The organism is Streptomyces sp. NPDC026673 (genome assembly GCF_040638135.1).
Classification (GTDB): domain Bacteria; phylum Actinomycetota; class Actinomycetes; order Streptomycetales; family Streptomycetaceae; genus Actinacidiphila.
Window position 1 is genome coordinate 47,037 of sequence record NZ_JBEZXR010000017.1, and the last position, 15,029, is coordinate 62,065.

Genomic DNA, 15,029 nt, shown 5'->3' on the forward strand with positions numbered 1-15,029 from the left:
GGCGCGCGGGGCCGTCGGCCCCGCCTCCCCGGCCGGGGGGCGCCCCGGCGGACCCCGCAAGCCCCCCGCGCCGCCGCCCCCCCCCCCCGGTCCGGGCGGCCTGCGCGTCACACCGCCGCGTGATGCGTCAGCGGTCGGCGCCGGCGGGCGCGATCACGCCCGCGGGGTCATGAAGTCCCGCGGCTCCAGGGCGCGGTCGACGATGCGGGTGTCGCCGATCCAGCCGTAGAAGCCCTGCCCGAACTGCTCGGCGAACTGGGTCCCCCCGATGACGAAGGGCTTGCCCAGCGTCTCGATTCCGGTGGCCGGCTGGGACGGGTTGCGGGCGATCTTCGAACCGTCGACGTACATCACCGTGCGGTGGCCGTCGTTGACGACCGCGATGTGGGTCCAGCGGCCGACGGGCAGCGCGTGGCTCCACGAGGTCGGGTCGGCGTCCTGGACGTCCGGGTAGAGCACGAACTGCAGGAACCGCTCGGGCGTGACGTTGAGACTGCAGGTGGGCTCGTCGGTCGACCACCCGGTGGTCTTGCCGGCGTCGCCGTTGCGGCCCTCCCAGCTGAGGATGCCCATCCAGGCGTGGTCGCCCTCAAAGGGCTCCGGCAGCTTGATGAAGGTCTCTATGGTGAAGCCCTTGCGGAACTTCGTGCTGTTCAGCGGCGCCGTGGCCTTCGTGGTGAGCACCGCGCCGCGGTCCGGGCCCTTGCCGCCGTCGAAGCGCAGGCTGGCGTGGGCCGGCTGGCCGTCGTGGTGCTCGGCGGACCAGGTGAGGACCTCGGCGGCGCTGTCGTGCAGGAGCCGCACCGCCAGGTCGTTGCCGTTGCCGCTCAGGTCGCGCGCCACGGTGCCGGCGGCCACGGTGGAACCGGGGCGGCCCGCGCCGGCCAGGCCCTCGGCGTCGAAACGCCAGTACGCCACCGTGCCCTTGGGCATCACGCGGTGCGCGGGACGGGGCTTCGGCGGGGTCACCTGGTCGAAGCCGCGGAAGCGCTCGGCAAAGTCGATCGCGAGGCTGAACCGGTCCACGTCGCCGGTCAGTTCGATGGTCTCGGCCTCCAGCGGCGTCCGCTTGGCGGGGTCGCGGGCGAGGAACCAGGGGGAGAAGGTCTCCACGTCGACGACGTTGCGCACCGTGTCGAAGGCGTAGAGCCGGATCATGCCGGCGCCGCCGTAGTAGCGGTCCTGGTAGTTGGTGATGTGGACGTGCACGTCGTGGCCCGCGTCGTTGGTGAGCACGGTCCGGCCGGGCGGCCAGTAGTGGCCGCCCAGCGCGAGGAAGATCTGGTCGTTGCCGCGGATGACGCGGTCCCACAGGCGCTGCCCGTTGTCGGACAGGTGCGCCGTGCCGTCGTCCTCGGCCCAGGCGATGTCGTGCGTGGTCAGGACGGCGGGCAGGGTCGGGTGGGCGTCGAGCACGCCCTGCGCCCACGCCAGGCCCTTGTCCGAGGCGCGCCAGTCCAGGGCGAGCACGAGCCACTCGCGTCCGGCCGCGCGCAGCACGTGGTAGCTGTTGTAGCCGTCGGGCGAGGAGCCGCCGAAGGTCGGCATGGCGGTGAACCGCTTCGGTCCGAAGGCCCGCAGGTAGGCGGTGTCGCCCCGCTGGTCGTCGGTGCCGCCGTTGATGTCGTGGTTGCCCGCGAGGACGCTGTAGGGGACCTTGCCGTGGATGGTGCGGAAGGTGTCGGCGGCGAGCGAGATCTCCTGCTCGGTGCCGTGCTCGGTGACATCGCCGAGGTGGGTCATGAACGCGATGTTGACCTCCTCGCGCTCCGCCACCAGGTAGCGGAAGGTCGCCTTCAGCGGCTCGGGGTCGGCGCTGTCGGCGTCGAAGAGGTACTGCGTGTCGGGCAGCACGGCCAGGGCGAAGCGGGGGCTGTCCTCGTCGAAGCCGCGGTCGTGGGAGACCGCGGGGGCGGGGCCGCCCGTCCGCGCCGCCGCCTGCGCCGGGGTGGTGCCGATGACCGACGCGGCGGCCCCCGCCGCGGGGACGGCGACCGCCGCCTGCAGCAGCGACCGGCGCCCCGGAGTGGGGTGGTTGGGCTTGCTCATGTGTGTCTCCGTGCTGGGGAACTGCGGGTCAGCACGGATCGTGCGCAGACGTGGGCGAGGGTTCGGCAAAGCGATCTTGAACATCCGGCACCGGGCGCCGGTCCGGAACGCCAACTGGTCCCGGGGAGCGGTGGGCCGGTGCCCGCCCGCGGTGACGGTGACCGGTGCCCGGGCCGCACCGGGGACGGGGCGGGGCCGGGGCGGGGCCGGGGCAGTGGCGGGGGCGGGCGGCCGTCCCGTCAGAGGCGGAGGACGACCACGGCCGTGTCGTCGGTGGCGGCGCTCAGCAGGAGCAGGGCCTCCGCCAGGTCCTCGGGCAGCAGCGCGCGATGTTCGGCGAGATGGGCGGCGAGGCGGCGCAGTCCCCGGTCGATGTCCTCGCCGCGGCGCTCGATCAGCCCGTCGGTGTAGAGGACGAGGGTCGCGCCGTCGGCGTAGGTCGTGGTGGCCTGGGGCCGGGGGATGTGATCCGGCGTGGCGCCCAGCGGGGGGTCGGTCGCCCGGTCGAGGAAGCGTACGGTGCCGTCGGGGTCGGCCAGCGCCGGGGGCGGGTGCCCGGCGCTGCTGTAGGTGATGCGGTGCTCGGCCCAGGCGACGACGGTCTGCACCGCGGTGGTGGCCAGGGCCCCGTCCAGCGACCGGGCGTACAGGTCGAGCCCGTCCAGCGCCGGTGCCGGTCCGTCCACGACGCGGATGGCCCCGCTCAGGGCGCTGCGCAGCTGGCCCATGACGCACGCCGCGGCCAGGCCGTGCCCGACGACGTCCCCCACGGCCACGGAGTAGTCGCCGCTCGGCAGCTGGGTCACGTCGTACCAGTCCCCGCAGACGTTGAGGGCGTGGACCGCGGGGCGGTAGCGGACCGCGGCATGGTGGCGGACGAGGGACGGCGGGGCGGGCAGCATCGCCTCCTGGAGCGCGAGGGCGACCTCCCGCTCGCGTGCGTTGGCCTCCCGCAGCCGCTCGTTGACCTGCTGCAGCTCGCGCGAGCGGGTGTACAACTCGGCTTCCATCTGCAGGCACCGGTACTCGGTCTGGGGGCTGCCGGAGCGCACGACGTCGGTGATCTCGGCGAGGCGGTGGACGATCATCGCGACGCTCCCGTCACCGTCCAGGACGGGGGCGTTGATCGGGCTCCAGTAGCGTTCGGCGAACGCTCCCGGCCGGCCCGGTTCCTCCACGTCGTAGCGCAGGGGGCCGGTGATGTCCGCGGCGCGGGTCTCCAGCACCCGGCGAAGCGACGCCTCCATGCCACCGCGCCCCGCGCCGTCGAGGTCGTACGGGTTGTCGGGGTACGCCTCGAAGACGTGGCGGCCGACGAGCTGGTCACGGGTGCGGCCGACCAAGCGCTGGTAGGCCGTGTTCGCGTCCACGATCACGAAGGCGGGATCCAGTACCAGCATCGCGCTGGGTGATGCCTCGAAGACGGCCTGGTAGTCGATCCCCGGTTCTCTCACCGCGCTTCCCACGCACGTTCGTGACCGAAAGGGCTTTCACGCCCCGGTTCCCCATTATGCGCTCAGGCCGGGTCCCCCACCCGGCGCCGGGACCCGGCCCCCGGACGCTCCGCGGCGCCGGGCCGGTGTTCGGCCTGCTCGAGGAGGTAAGAAGGGAATCATGACCTTGCCATTCAGTGCGCTGACGCATCTGGAGTGCGCGCGGTGCGGCCGCCGCCACGACGCCGACCGGGTGCAGAACCTGTGCGCGTGCGGATCGCCGCTGCTCGCCCGCTACGACCTGGAGCGGATCCGGTCCTCGCTCGCGCCGGCCGACCTCGCGGGCCGCCCGCCGTCCCTGTGGCGCTACCACGAACTGCTGCCCGTGCGCGATCCGGCGCACGTCGTCACCCTGGGCGAGGGCATGACGCCGCTGGTGCCGCTGCCGCGGTACGGGGCGGCGATCGGCGTGCCGCGGCTGGTGATGAAGGACGAGGGGCTGATACCCACCGGCAGCTTCAAGGCGCGGGGCGCGGCCGTCGGGGTGGCCCGGGCCCTGGAACTGGGCGCGCGGGGGATCGCCATGCCCACCAACGGCAACGCGGGGGCCGCCTGGGCGACGTATGCCGCGCGGGCGGGACTCGACGCCCTGATCGCGATGCCGGCGGACGCGCCCTCGATCACCCGGGCCGAGTGCGCCGCCGCCGGGGCCGACCTCTATCTGGTGAACGGGCTCATCGGTGACGCCGGCCGTCTGGTGGCGGAGAAGATCGGTGCCGAGCCCGGAGTCTGGATGGACGCGGCGACGCTCAAGGAGCCGTACCGCATCGAGGGCAAGAAGACCATGGGCCTGGAGATCGCCGAGCAGCTCGGGTGGCGGGCCCCCGACGTCATCGTCTACCCCACCGGCGGCGGCGTGGGCCTCATCGGCATCCACAAGGCCCTGCTCGAACTGCGCGCCCTCGGCTGGCTGCGGGGTCCCATGCCGCGGCTGGTCAGCGTGCAGGCCTCGGGCTGCGCCCCCATCGTGCGCGCCTTCGAGAAGGGCGAGCGCACCAGCGAGCCGTGGGAGGACGCGCGCACGGTGGCGTTCGGCATCACCGTGCCCAAGGCGCTCGGCGACTTCCTGGTCCTGGACGCGCTGTACGAGACCGACGGACGGGCCGTCGCGGTCGACGACGAGGACCTGCTCGCCGACCGCGACCGGTGCGCCGCCGCGGACGGGGCCCTGCTGTGCCCGGAGGGGGCGGCGACCCTGTCGGCGGTCCGCGTCCTGCGCGAGCAGGGCTGGCTGTCCGGCGACGAGGAGGTCGTGGTGCTGAACACGGGCGCGGCGGCCAAGTACCCCGACACTTTCCGGGTCGATCCGCCGCTCCTGGAACTCACCGACCGCATCCCCTGAGTCCGCGCCGCCGCCGGGCGTCCCCGCCCGGCGGCGTCCGGCACGCGCCATGGCGGTCGTGAGGGGGCCTCAGCCCTCCGGCGCCGGGTCGGGCTCCCCCGCGGCACCCGGGGTGACGGGCAGCCAGACGCGCATCGTCGAAGGCCCGCGGCTCGCCCAGGAGAGATACGGCACCAGCGTCAGCTCGGTGCGCACGGCGGCCGGGACCGGGGGGCGGTCGTGCAGGTAGGGCCACCACCCCGTGGAGTGCGCGCCGGTCAGCTCACCCGTCACGACCACGCGGCCGCCCGCGCCGTCGCGCGGCGCCACGGACGGGTCGACGGTGACCGCGTCGACGTCGCGGCCGTCCGGCAGGTCGGGGGATTCGGCGCAGTACACCACCGGCCCGCGCTCCACGGCGACGGTGCCGCGCACCGCGTCCACCCGCGGATCGGGATGCACCCAGCGCGGCGTGACGGGGAGTTCGAGGCGGACCTCGTCACCGGGGCGCAGCGTCCCCGGGACGACCGCCATGCCGGGCCGCACGGGCCGCCGCTGTCCGCCGGGGACGACGAGCCACGCGCCGTCCGCCCAGCCGGGCACCCGCAGGGCCAGGCTCCACCGGCCCTCGGGCGCCTCGTCGACGGTGACCACGACGGTTCCGCCCTCCGGGTAGTCGGTCCGCATGCGCAGCGCGACGCGTTCCCCGCCGGGCGTGCGGGTGGTGATCTCGGCGTCGGCGTACTGGTACAGCTGCAGCCCGTCGGCGTCCGCGGTGGCGACATAGCCGCCGAGCGCGGCCAGTGTGCGCGCGACGTTCGGCAGGCAGCAGGAGACGGCGTACCACGGGGCACGCAGGCCGGGCGCGGGCCGGGGACTGTCGCTGTCGGACGGGGGAACGGTCGCGCGGACGCGCTGGTGAAGGGTGTTGGCGTAGAAGAAGGAGCGTCCGTCGTCCGCGGGTGAGGCGGCGATGACGTTGTAGAGGGTGCGTTCGGCGAGGTCGGCGTACCGGGGGTCGCCGGTGGCCAGGAGGAGACGCCAGCCGAGCATCAGCGAGGCGACGGAGGCACAGGTCTCCGAGTAGGCGCGGTCGGGGGGCAGGACAAAGTCCTCGCCGAATCCCTCGTCGCTGTGGTGGGAGCCCATGCCGCCGGTGAGGTGGGTGCGCCGCGCGGTGGTGTGCTCCCACTGCCGGACGACGGCGGCGAGCAGTTCGTCGTCGCCGGTCTCGACGGCCACGTCGACGGCGCCGGAGGCCAGGTACAGGGCCCTGACGGCGTGGCCGCGCAAGGTGTGCGCCCGGCGTACGGGCACGTCGTCCTGGAAGTACGCCGGGGCGAACTCGGCCCCGGCCAGGGTGCCGTGGCCGCGGCGTTCGACGAAGAGGGCTGCCTGGTCGAGGTAGCGGCGTTCCCCGGTGGCGCGGTGGAGCTCGGCCAGTGCGGTCTCGATCTCCGGGTGCCCGCACAGGCCCGGGTTGCCGCCCTCGGGTCCGAAGACGTGGCAGACGTGGTCGGCGGCGCGGATGGCCGCCTTGGCGAGCGCGCCGTCGCCGCGGGTGCGCAGCTGCGCCACCCCGGCCTGGATGAGATGGCCGAGGCAGTACAGCTCGTGGCCCCACTCGAGGTCGCTGTAGCGGGGCGGCCGGCCGGGGTGCCCGAAGGCCGTGTTGAGGTAGCCGTCGGCTTCCTGGGCCGCGGCGACCGTGTCGGCGAGTTCGTCGACGGCGGCGTCGAGGGGGGTGCCGGGGGTGCGGGCCGACTCCCACACCATCGCCTCGAGGAGCTTGTAGACCTCCGAGTCGGAGAACTCCCGGCCCCGGCGGCGTTCGCCGAGGGGGCCGCCGCTCGCGGCGATGCGGAAGTTGTCGATCCAGCCGGCGCGTTCCATCCGCTGCCGGCAGTGGTCGAGGGTGGCGGAGGCGTTGACCTGCTGGCGTCGGGCCCAGAAGCCGCCGGTGATGCGGACTTCGCCGAGGCCGAGAGGACGTCGGCTGCCGTGAGTGGGCAGCACGGGAGCCGGGATCGGCTGTGTCATGGTCTCTCTTTCGGTCGTGGTGCCGGGGCGGGGTCAGCCTTTGAGCGCGCCGGACATGAAGCCGCGGATGTAGTGCCGCTGCAGCAGGAGGAAGAGCACGAGGCAGGGCAGGGCCAGCACGACCACTCCGGCCTCGGTCGTTCCGTAGTCGATGGCCCCCATGGACCGCTGCCGCAGATTGGCGATGGCCAGCGGCAGGGGGGCCTTCGCGCTGTCGGAGATCAGGATCAGCGGGGCGATGAAGTCGTTCCACGCGGCGAGGAACGCGAACAGCCCCACGGTGATCAGCCCCGGCCACACCGACGGCAGGAGGATGCGGACCAGGGCCTTGGCCGTGCCGCAGCCGTCGACCAGCGCGGACTCCTCCAGTTCGTGCGGCACCGACTCGAAGGAGATCCGCATCATAAAGGTCGCGAACGGCAGTTGATAGACCGTCAGCACGAGGCTCAGCCCGAACAGGGAGTTCTGCAGCCCCAGGTCCCCCAGCAGCACGTACAGCGGGATCAGCAGGGTGGCGTACGGGACCATGAGGATGGCCAGGGTGAGCAGGAACAGCGCGTTCTTCCCGGGGAAGGTGAACCGCGCGAAGGCGTACCCGCCCATCAGTGAGACGAGCAGGGTCAGAGCCACGGTCAGAACGGAGACGACGGTGGAGTTCCAGAGGTACTGCAGCAGTCCGGCGTCGTAGTGCAGCAGCGAACGGTAGTTGCCCAGCCCGTAGCCGGACTGCTGCGCGGTTCCGGCCTGGCCGCTGACGGACGCCCACGCACTCCAGGCCAGCGGGAACAGGAAGAGCGCGGCCAGCCCTCCGACGAGGACGTGGTACGGGGTGCGGCCGAGGCCGTGGAGTCTCATCGCGTGTCCCTGTCCGCTAGGTGTCCGTCCCGCGCAGTCCGCGGAACTGGGCGATGTTGAGGATCAGCAGCACGACGAGCACGACCACCGACAGCGCGGCCGCGGCCCCGAGGTCCAGTCGCTGGAACGCCTCCCGGTAGATCAGGGAGACCACCGTCATCGTGCTGTTGTCCGGTCCGCCCTTGGTGAGGACGAAGAACTGGTCGAAGGCGAGCAGCGAGCCGGTGACCGACAGCAGCAGCGTCAGCGCGAGCGAGGGCCGCAGGAGGGGGAGCGTGATGCTGCGGAAGGTCTGCCACCGTCCCGCGCCGTCCATCCGCGCCGCCTCGTAGATGTCGTGCGGGATGCGCTGGAGCCCGACGAGCAGGATCAGCATGTAGAAGCCGGCGTACTTCCACACGATGAGGGCGACGGTGGACCACAGGGCGGCGGTGGGGCTGCCGAGGAAGGAGATCGGCCCGTCGACGATCCCGAGCCTCTCCAGGATCGGGCTGATCGGGCCGATGTTGGGGCTGTACATGCCCAGGAACAGCAGTGACGCGGAGGCCAGTCCGAGCGAGCTGGGCAGGAAGAAGACCGTGCGGAACAGTCCCGTCCCCGGGCGGGACTCCTGGACCAGCAGGGCCAGCCCGAGGGCGAGGCCGAGCAGCAGGACCGTGACGACGGCGGTGTAGGTGAGGGTGAAGCGGACGGCGGGCCACAGCAGGTCGTCCCCGGCCGCCTCGGTGAAGTTCTCCGGGGCGTTGAACCCCTGGTTCCCGGCCAGCAGCGGCCAGTCGCTGAGGGATATCCGGCCGACCAGGACGAGCGGCACGACGAAGAAGACCGCGACGAACAGGGCGGTCGGAGCCGCGTAGCCGATGCCCTGGGCCGGCCGGGTCCGCCACCAGGGGACCCGGCGTACGGTCCCGGCCCGCCCGGGCCGGGACGGGGACCCGGGAGGCGTCTCCGTCCCGGACTCCGGGGGCCCGGAGCCGCGCGATCGCGCCGGCAGCATGTCGGTCAGTCCTTCAGGGACTCGGTGATGGCCGTGTTGTCGGCGTCGATCTTGGACGCGTCGCCGAACACGGCGTCACGCATCAGGGTCAGCCACGGGCCGTTGGGGTCGTTGAAGGTCTGGCCGAACTTCTCGGAGAACGGCGTCTGCCCCTTGGCCACCAGCGTGTTGATCGTCACCTGGCGGGGGTCGGCCTTGGCGTACTTGTTCTCCGCCAGGTCGGTGCGGGCGACGATGTCCTTGTGGGCGGCGAGCACCTCGATCTGGGCCTCGTCGCCGAGCGACCACGCGAGGAAGTTCCAGGCCTCGCCGGCCTTCTTGCTGCCGGCCGAGATGCCGAGGGAGTCGCCGCCGACGAACGTCGACTGCCCGCCGTCCGGGCCGGGGATGGCGGCGACGCCGAAGTCCAGACCCTTGGGCATCAGACCGAGGGTGGTGGACGGCATCGGCATCACGCCGATGGTGCCCTTGGGGAACAGGCCGGTCCAGGTGGCGCCGGTCTCCTCGGCGGCGCCGGGGGCGGTGATGCCGTCCTGGGCCCAGCCGCGGTAGGTCGCGTACACCTGCTTCGCCACAGGCGAGTCCAGGGAGGCGGCGGTGCCCTCCTCGTTCATGACGCTCTCCCCCGCCGCCCAGATCGACGGCCACCAGGTGAAGACCCCGCATCCGCCGCAGTTGCCGCCGAAGAACGTGCCGCTGACGTCGCCGCCCAGCTTGTCGACGGCGCGGGCCTGCTCGTCCCACTCCTTCAGCGTCGTCGGCGGCTTCTCCGGGTCCAGCCCCGCCTTCTTGTAGAGCGTCTTGTTGTAGAAGAGCACGGAGGAGTCGATGGTGTGGGGGACGGTGTACTTGCGGCCGTCGCGGGTGCCGGCCGCCATGTGCGCGGGGGCCAGGTCCTTGCCGTAGGGCAGGGCGGCGATGCGGTCGGTGATGTCGGCGTACAGGCCGCCGGCGGTGTAGTTGGGCACGTACACCACGTCGGAGGCGAGGATGTCGGGCAGGGACTTGGCGCCGGCCGCGGCGCCCACCTTCGCCTGGTAGTCGTCGGTGGGGATGACGGTCAGCCGGATCCTGTTCTTGTGGGACTTGTTGTACGCCTGCACCAGGGCCTGGCTCTGCTGCTGCGTGGCGGCGCGCGTCCACATCGTCAGGGTCGCCCCGCTGTCGGAGCCCATGACGCCGCCCTTGTCCTGCGTCGAGCCGCCGTCACCGGAGCCGCAGGCGGCGAGCGCGGTCGTGATGGTGAGCAGCCCCACGGCCACGGCCAGGGCCCGGCGGCGCCTTCGTCTCCGTACGTCGGTGGTGTTCATCTCTCGCTCCTTGCTCGGAGGGCCTGGCATGTCGAGGGGGCGGCGCCAGCCGCCTAAACTCACCGAAAACGTTTTCGTCAAAGTTAGGAGCAGCACTCACAGGCGTCAACACCCTGCGCGCATCATGGAAAAAGACTTTCGAGTAGCCTTTCCTTCACCTGCGGGCGCCGCTCCGCGGGCCGCGACGGACACGAGGAGGGATGCAGCATGGTGCAGCCGGCCGAACACGCCGCGGGCCGACCCGCGACTCTCAACGACGTGGCGCGGCTGGCCGGGGTCTCCCTGGCCACGGCCTCCAAGGCGCTCAACGGCCGCAGCCAGGTGCGCGACGAGACGCGCCGGCGGGTGGTCGAGGCCGCGGAGCAGCTGTCCTTCCGGCCCAACCCCGTGGCGCGCAGCCTGCAGGCGGGGCCGACCCGCACGGTCGGGCTGCTCACCGGCGACCTGGAGGGACGCTTCAGCATCCCGATCCTCATGGGCGCCGAAGACGCTTTCGGCGCCGGTGAGCTGGCCGTCCTCCTCTGCGACGCGCGCGGCGACGCCATCCGCGAACGGCACCACGTCCGGGCCCTGCTGGACCGGCGCGTCGACGGACTCATCGTGGTCGGCAGCCGCACCGACCCGCGTCCCTCGCTCGGCCGCGGCCTGCCCGTACCGGTGGTCTACGCCTACGCGCCGTCCGAGGACCCGGACGACCTGTCGATCGTCCCCGACAACGTCGACGCCGGGCGGACCGCCGCCCGCCACCTGCTCTCCTGCGGTCGCCGGCGCATCGCCCACATCTCCGGCGACCCCACCTACGCCGCGGGACGGGACCGCGTACAGGGCGCGCTGGAGGTACTGGGCGAGGCGGGCGTCCCGCCGGTGGGCGAGGCACGCTTCGGGGAGTGGTCCGAGGGCTGGGGCCGGGCGGCGACCGTCATGCTGCTCGACCAGCACCCGGAGGTCGACGCCATCGTGTGTGGCAACGACCAGATCGCGCGCGGCGCCATCGACATCCTCCGCGAGCGCGGCCGCACGGTGCCGGAGGACGTGGCCGTGATGGGCTTCGACGACTGGAAGGTCATCACCACCGCCTCACGGCCCCCGCTCACCAGCGTCGACATGCAGCTGGAGCACCTGGGCCGCGAGGCCGCCCGCGCCCTGTCCGCGGCGATCGCCGGGCAGCGCCGCTCCGGGACCGAACCGCAGCCGTGCCGCCTGGTGATCCGGGGGTCGACGGCGCCGCTCGCGTAACGGGGATCTGACGGAGCCTTCGGTGGGCGGCACGGCCGCCGTCAGCATCTCCGATGCCACCACGCCGTATCCGGGTCCGCCGCGGGCTCGTGGTGCGTTCGCCGGAGCAGGACCGCGTCCAAGTGCTCCACCCGCGTGCGGAGTTCCGTGGCCGCCTTCGGCGGCAGCAGAAACAGCGCATTGTGCAGCGTGTCCCGGGCCCAGCCCTCGCCTCAGCAGGGGCAGGTGAATTCGGCCTCCCACGGCCGCCACCGGCGCCTGGTGCCGTGCACGCGCACGGACCACACACTCAGCGCCACCGCCACGATGCCCGGAGCCAACCGCTCGCGTTCGAGTGCGCGAACTGCGGCGTTCGCAGCGCCCGACAGACCCGGGACATCTCGATACCGAACCCAGGGACTCCCCCGTCCGCGTTCACGCGGTCGAAGCGAAACCGGCCTTCTACGCGGCACGGCCCCTTCGGATGCAGGCCGTGCACGTCATGTACGTCATGCACGGCATCCTCCCACGACTCGGGCCCCGACTGGACGGCTCCACCCACGCAAGCCGGGCGGCACCACTCGGATCACCGCCGGCGGCAGGGTTTCTGGGCCCTGCGGGCGGCCGCGTTGTCGGTGCGGCGGTCTACGGTCCGGCCATGTCGATCGCGCTGCCCGACGGGCTGCCTCCCGGCCGCTTCCCGTCTCGGGGTCCCGTACCCGTGTGGGTCTCCGACGCGTTCCCCCAGGACATCGAACGGCTGTGGCCCCGGCTGCTGGACAGCCGGCGAACCCACGGTGTGGTTCCCCTGCTGTGCTGGGAAAGCGCCATGGGAAAACCCCTCGGCTTGGACCAGGTCGACGCCGTCCGCCTGGAGGAGGTGCCGGCCGCGGACTTCGCCGAATACCGCCGCAGGAGGCTGCCGTCCTGGACGGACCCGACACCCGCCCCGGTGCCGGAGGACATCGAGCCATGGCCGGAGGAGATCGAGCCGTGGCCGCACGACCCCGGGCCGCCCTTCGGGCAATGGCCGGGCCTGGCACCGGAGATGCCGGTCGCCCCCTCGGATCCGACGCCCGAGGAGGCCGCGTCACATCTGCTGACCGTGCTCACCGACTCGGACCCGTTCGACCTGGACGACTGTCGCCTCGTTCTCGTCCCCGCCCGAAGGAGCAGCGACGCCCTGGCGTTGATCGGCTGGTCCGCGGAAGCGCCGCTGCCGCTGCTGTGCGCACTTCTGCGGAGCTGGGAGGAACACTTCGGCGCCCAGGTCGTGGCGGCGTTCGGCAGCACTCTGCACGTCTCGGTCGCGAGACCTCCCGTGGCGGCGGACCACGCGGACCTGGTGGCATTGGAGCACGTACTGTCGACCGCGGACAACATCGTCGACGACCCGCCCACGCCGTTCCCCGAGTACGCCACCGGCCTGATGGGGAAGGCCTCCTGGCGATTCTGGTGGGACTAGGACGTGCCCGGGCGACCATGTGACCACTGGGTGTCCGGGACGCCGATATGCGTATGGGGCGGGGACGGGCCCCGCCTCCTCGCCCTCGACGACGCGGGTCACGCCCTCGGATGAACACCGCGCGCGGTACGGCGACCGGGCCCGAAGGCCGGGGCGAGTGTCGCATGCACAGGCGGATCCGCCATACTGCCCGCCGTGGAGCAGAGCAGAGGTTCGAACATCCCACTGGTACAGGCAGCCGGGCTCGATCCGGCATACGTCCCCGGCATCGTCGCGCCGGAAGCGGACGGCGACCACGACAGGGAGCAGGTCGTGGCCGCCGACACGGACGGTGCGTCCGACCACGCGGCGGATGTGGCGACCGGCCCCGGGCCGGCACCCGCCGCGGCCGCCGAGGAATCGGCCGACGACGTCGAAGTGACCGAAAACGCCGGTGACGGCCCCGTGTTCGAAGCGGTGGACCGCCGCGGGACGATCCGGGCGGACCAAGACGGCGTCACCTTCCGGCTGGACGACACGGAGGCCGAGTTCGACTGGGACGAGATCGCCGCGGTCGAGGTCGACATCCCCAAGTGGGGTCGCCGCTTCGGCGTGACGGTCTATCTGTCCCCGCGCCGCTGGTTCGGGACCTGGGTCGACGCGCCCAACCGCAGCCGCCTCCGGGCCTGGAGCGAAGAGTTCGACGCCGTCCTCGACGTCTGCTTCGATCAGACGACCGGTGACGGAGCCGACACCGAGAAGCGGGACTCCGTGGCGGACTAGCCAACGCTGCACCGCGCCGGCGCTCTTGTCGCCCACCGTGACGGTGTGGGCACCGCGTTCGAGGCGCGGCGTGCCCGCGCCGTCGACGTCACCGGGGGTCACGGCGAGCGCGCCGCGCGCGACCTGGGCGGATGCCGACCTGTGGTGCCGTGCCGTCACCGCTGTTCCCCGCGGTCCCCGTTCGGCACCGCCACACGGGGCACGGCTGTGGCAGGCCCGTTCCCCCTGGTACGAACCATGGGCACGCCGGGTCGCCGGGGGTGCCGGGCACGCCGGCCCCCGGCGACCGGACTGCTTGCGGGCCATGGTGGACGCGGTGGTTGCAGTACGTCGCTGCGCTGCGGCAACCACGGGCCGTACGGCGTGTCAGTCCCCGGAGAAGCCGAAGAAGCCCACGTGGGTGGGCCGGCCGTCGGCGTAGAGGAGCACGTAAAAGCCCGTCCAACGCATCCGGAGTTCACCCAGCAGCGTCGTGTCCTCCTCTCCGGGCCGACGGGTTCCCAGGGCCTCATAAGACTGGGCCATCGTGTTGTTGTACTGGTCGACCGTCGGACGGTCGGTGCCGAAGTGGTGGACGAGCCGGGCCGGAGGCAGTGGGCGTATGGTGCCGTAGTCCGCCGCTCGACGCTCGCGCGGAGGTTCCGGCGTCTCGACGATGCGATCCACGTCCAGGATCGAGTGAGTACCCTCCTCACCCATGAACTCCTCGTCGGCATAGAGCGCCTCCAGGCTCTCGAACTCCTCGCCGTCGCCGTACAACTCCTGAAAGACCTCTGCGTGCAGGGCCGACAGCGTCGTCTCGAGGTTTCCTCGGTAGGGAGTGATGTAGTCCCACCCGCTGGCACCCATGGCTCGCCTTTCGCAGTTCGCGATCAATGGGGGTCACCGTAGCCATCGGGTCTGACAACAGGCCCAGGGCTTGCGCCTACCGCCCGGACGAGCGATCACCGCTTTGCGAGCCGCTGGATCCGGCACGGCTGCGGCACGAACCTCAGTCGCCCGCGATTCGTCGGGCCGACGTCCTGGGCGGGCCCGCCAGGCCGCGCCGCTCGTGGCTTCGCGCGTGCGACCGACTGATGCGCGGTGGTCGCGGAGCGAGCCGATGCCCGTGAAACGGACGGCGAAGCGGAAGCCACTGCCGTGGCCGGGCGGCCGCATGCCGATCCCGCAGGTCGCACGCCAATCCCGAACCAGGATCCCACCCGCGGCGGGTCGTCTTCGGTCAGACGGTCGGGTCGGTCATGATCTCCCGGACCTCCTGCGCACAGCGGCACGCGGCAGCCATCTTGGCGGCCCACTCCAACGCGTCCTCACGTGGGGGCACATCGATGACCGAGAACCCGCCGAGCACCGCCTTGGTCTCCGGATACGGGCCATCGGTGACGGTCCCGTCAGTGGCCACGACGCTCGCCTGCTGCCTTTCCAGTCCACCGCCGAAGACCCACACACCGGCGTCCCGAGCCATGCGCACCACCTCGTGCGAGGCCTTGGCCACCTCGGGCGGCTCCGTCATGCCGGAGCA

12 protein-coding genes are annotated in these 15,029 nt (G+C 72.4%); 4 read left to right on the plus strand and 8 right to left on the minus strand.

The annotated features are described in order from the left end of the window. Positions 1–153: 153 nt before the first annotated feature. Entirely contained in the window at positions 154–2,049 is a 1,896-nt protein-coding gene (locus AB0F62_RS14825; protein ID WP_361797443.1) for a LamG-like jellyroll fold domain-containing protein, read from the minus strand. A 239-nt stretch (positions 2,050–2,288) separates the two neighbouring features. Continuing rightward, positions 2,289–3,503 (minus strand): SpoIIE family protein phosphatase, encoded by a 1,215-nt coding sequence (locus tag AB0F62_RS14830; RefSeq protein ID WP_361797446.1) that lies wholly within the window; start codon positions 3,501–3,503, stop codon positions 2,289–2,291. A 160-nt stretch (positions 3,504–3,663) separates the two neighbouring features. Between AB0F62_RS14830 and AB0F62_RS14835 the strand changes: the two genes are divergently transcribed. Beyond that, positions 3,664–4,884, plus strand: coding sequence for a threonine synthase (locus tag AB0F62_RS14835; RefSeq protein ID WP_361797449.1), 1,221 nt, complete (start codon positions 3,664–3,666; stop codon positions 4,882–4,884). Between the two features lie 69 nt (positions 4,885–4,953). Here the strand turns inward: AB0F62_RS14835 and AB0F62_RS14840 are convergent, their stop codons facing one another. From AB0F62_RS14840 to AB0F62_RS14855, 4 genes are read right to left on the minus strand one after another with little or no spacing between them, the layout of a single operon-like run. Next, entirely contained in the window at positions 4,954–6,903 is a 1,950-nt protein-coding gene (locus AB0F62_RS14840; RefSeq protein WP_361797452.1) for a beta-L-arabinofuranosidase domain-containing protein, read from the minus strand. 33 nt (positions 6,904–6,936) lie between these two features. After that, positions 6,937–7,758 carry a carbohydrate ABC transporter permease gene (locus AB0F62_RS14845; protein WP_361797455.1) on the minus strand — a complete coding sequence of 274 codons (822 nt, stop codon included), beginning with the start codon at positions 7,756–7,758 and terminating at the stop codon, positions 6,937–6,939. Between the two features lie 16 nt (positions 7,759–7,774). Beyond that, the gene (locus tag AB0F62_RS14850) at positions 7,775–8,755 is read right to left on the minus strand and encodes a sugar ABC transporter permease (protein WP_361797458.1); all 981 of its coding nucleotides are present in this window, start codon (positions 8,753–8,755) and stop codon (positions 7,775–7,777) included. 5 nt (positions 8,756–8,760) lie between these two features. Then, positions 8,761–10,065 carry a sugar ABC transporter substrate-binding protein gene (locus AB0F62_RS14855; RefSeq protein ID WP_361797461.1) on the minus strand — a complete coding sequence of 435 codons (1,305 nt, stop codon included), beginning with the start codon at positions 10,063–10,065 and terminating at the stop codon, positions 8,761–8,763. A gap of 207 nt (positions 10,066–10,272) precedes the next feature. Here AB0F62_RS14855 and AB0F62_RS14860 point away from each other — a divergent pair, with 207 nt between their 5' ends. The 3 genes from AB0F62_RS14860 (at position 10,273) to AB0F62_RS14870 (ending at position 13,507) form a co-directional block, all read left to right on the plus strand. Beyond that, complete coding sequence (locus AB0F62_RS14860; protein ID WP_361797464.1) at positions 10,273–11,301, plus strand: LacI family DNA-binding transcriptional regulator; 1,029 nt, start codon at positions 10,273–10,275, stop codon at positions 11,299–11,301. A 637-nt stretch (positions 11,302–11,938) separates the two neighbouring features. Beyond that, on the plus strand, positions 11,939–12,745 hold the full coding sequence (locus AB0F62_RS14865; protein WP_361797467.1) for a DUF4253 domain-containing protein: 807 nt from the start codon (positions 11,939–11,941) through the stop codon (positions 12,743–12,745). Between the two features lie 195 nt (positions 12,746–12,940). Further along, positions 12,941–13,507: a hypothetical protein gene (locus AB0F62_RS14870; RefSeq protein ID WP_361797470.1), complete on the plus strand. Its 567-nt coding sequence runs from the start codon at positions 12,941–12,943 to the stop codon at positions 13,505–13,507. Between the two features lie 366 nt (positions 13,508–13,873). Here the strand turns inward: AB0F62_RS14870 and AB0F62_RS14875 are convergent, their stop codons facing one another. Beyond that, on the minus strand, positions 13,874–14,356 hold the full coding sequence (locus tag AB0F62_RS14875) for a hypothetical protein (RefSeq protein WP_361797473.1): 483 nt from the start codon (positions 14,354–14,356) through the stop codon (positions 13,874–13,876). Between the two features lie 373 nt (positions 14,357–14,729). Then, positions 14,730–15,020, minus strand: coding sequence for a YciI family protein (locus tag AB0F62_RS14880; RefSeq protein ID WP_361797476.1), 291 nt, complete (start codon positions 15,018–15,020; stop codon positions 14,730–14,732). Positions 15,021–15,029 lie beyond the last annotated feature (9 nt).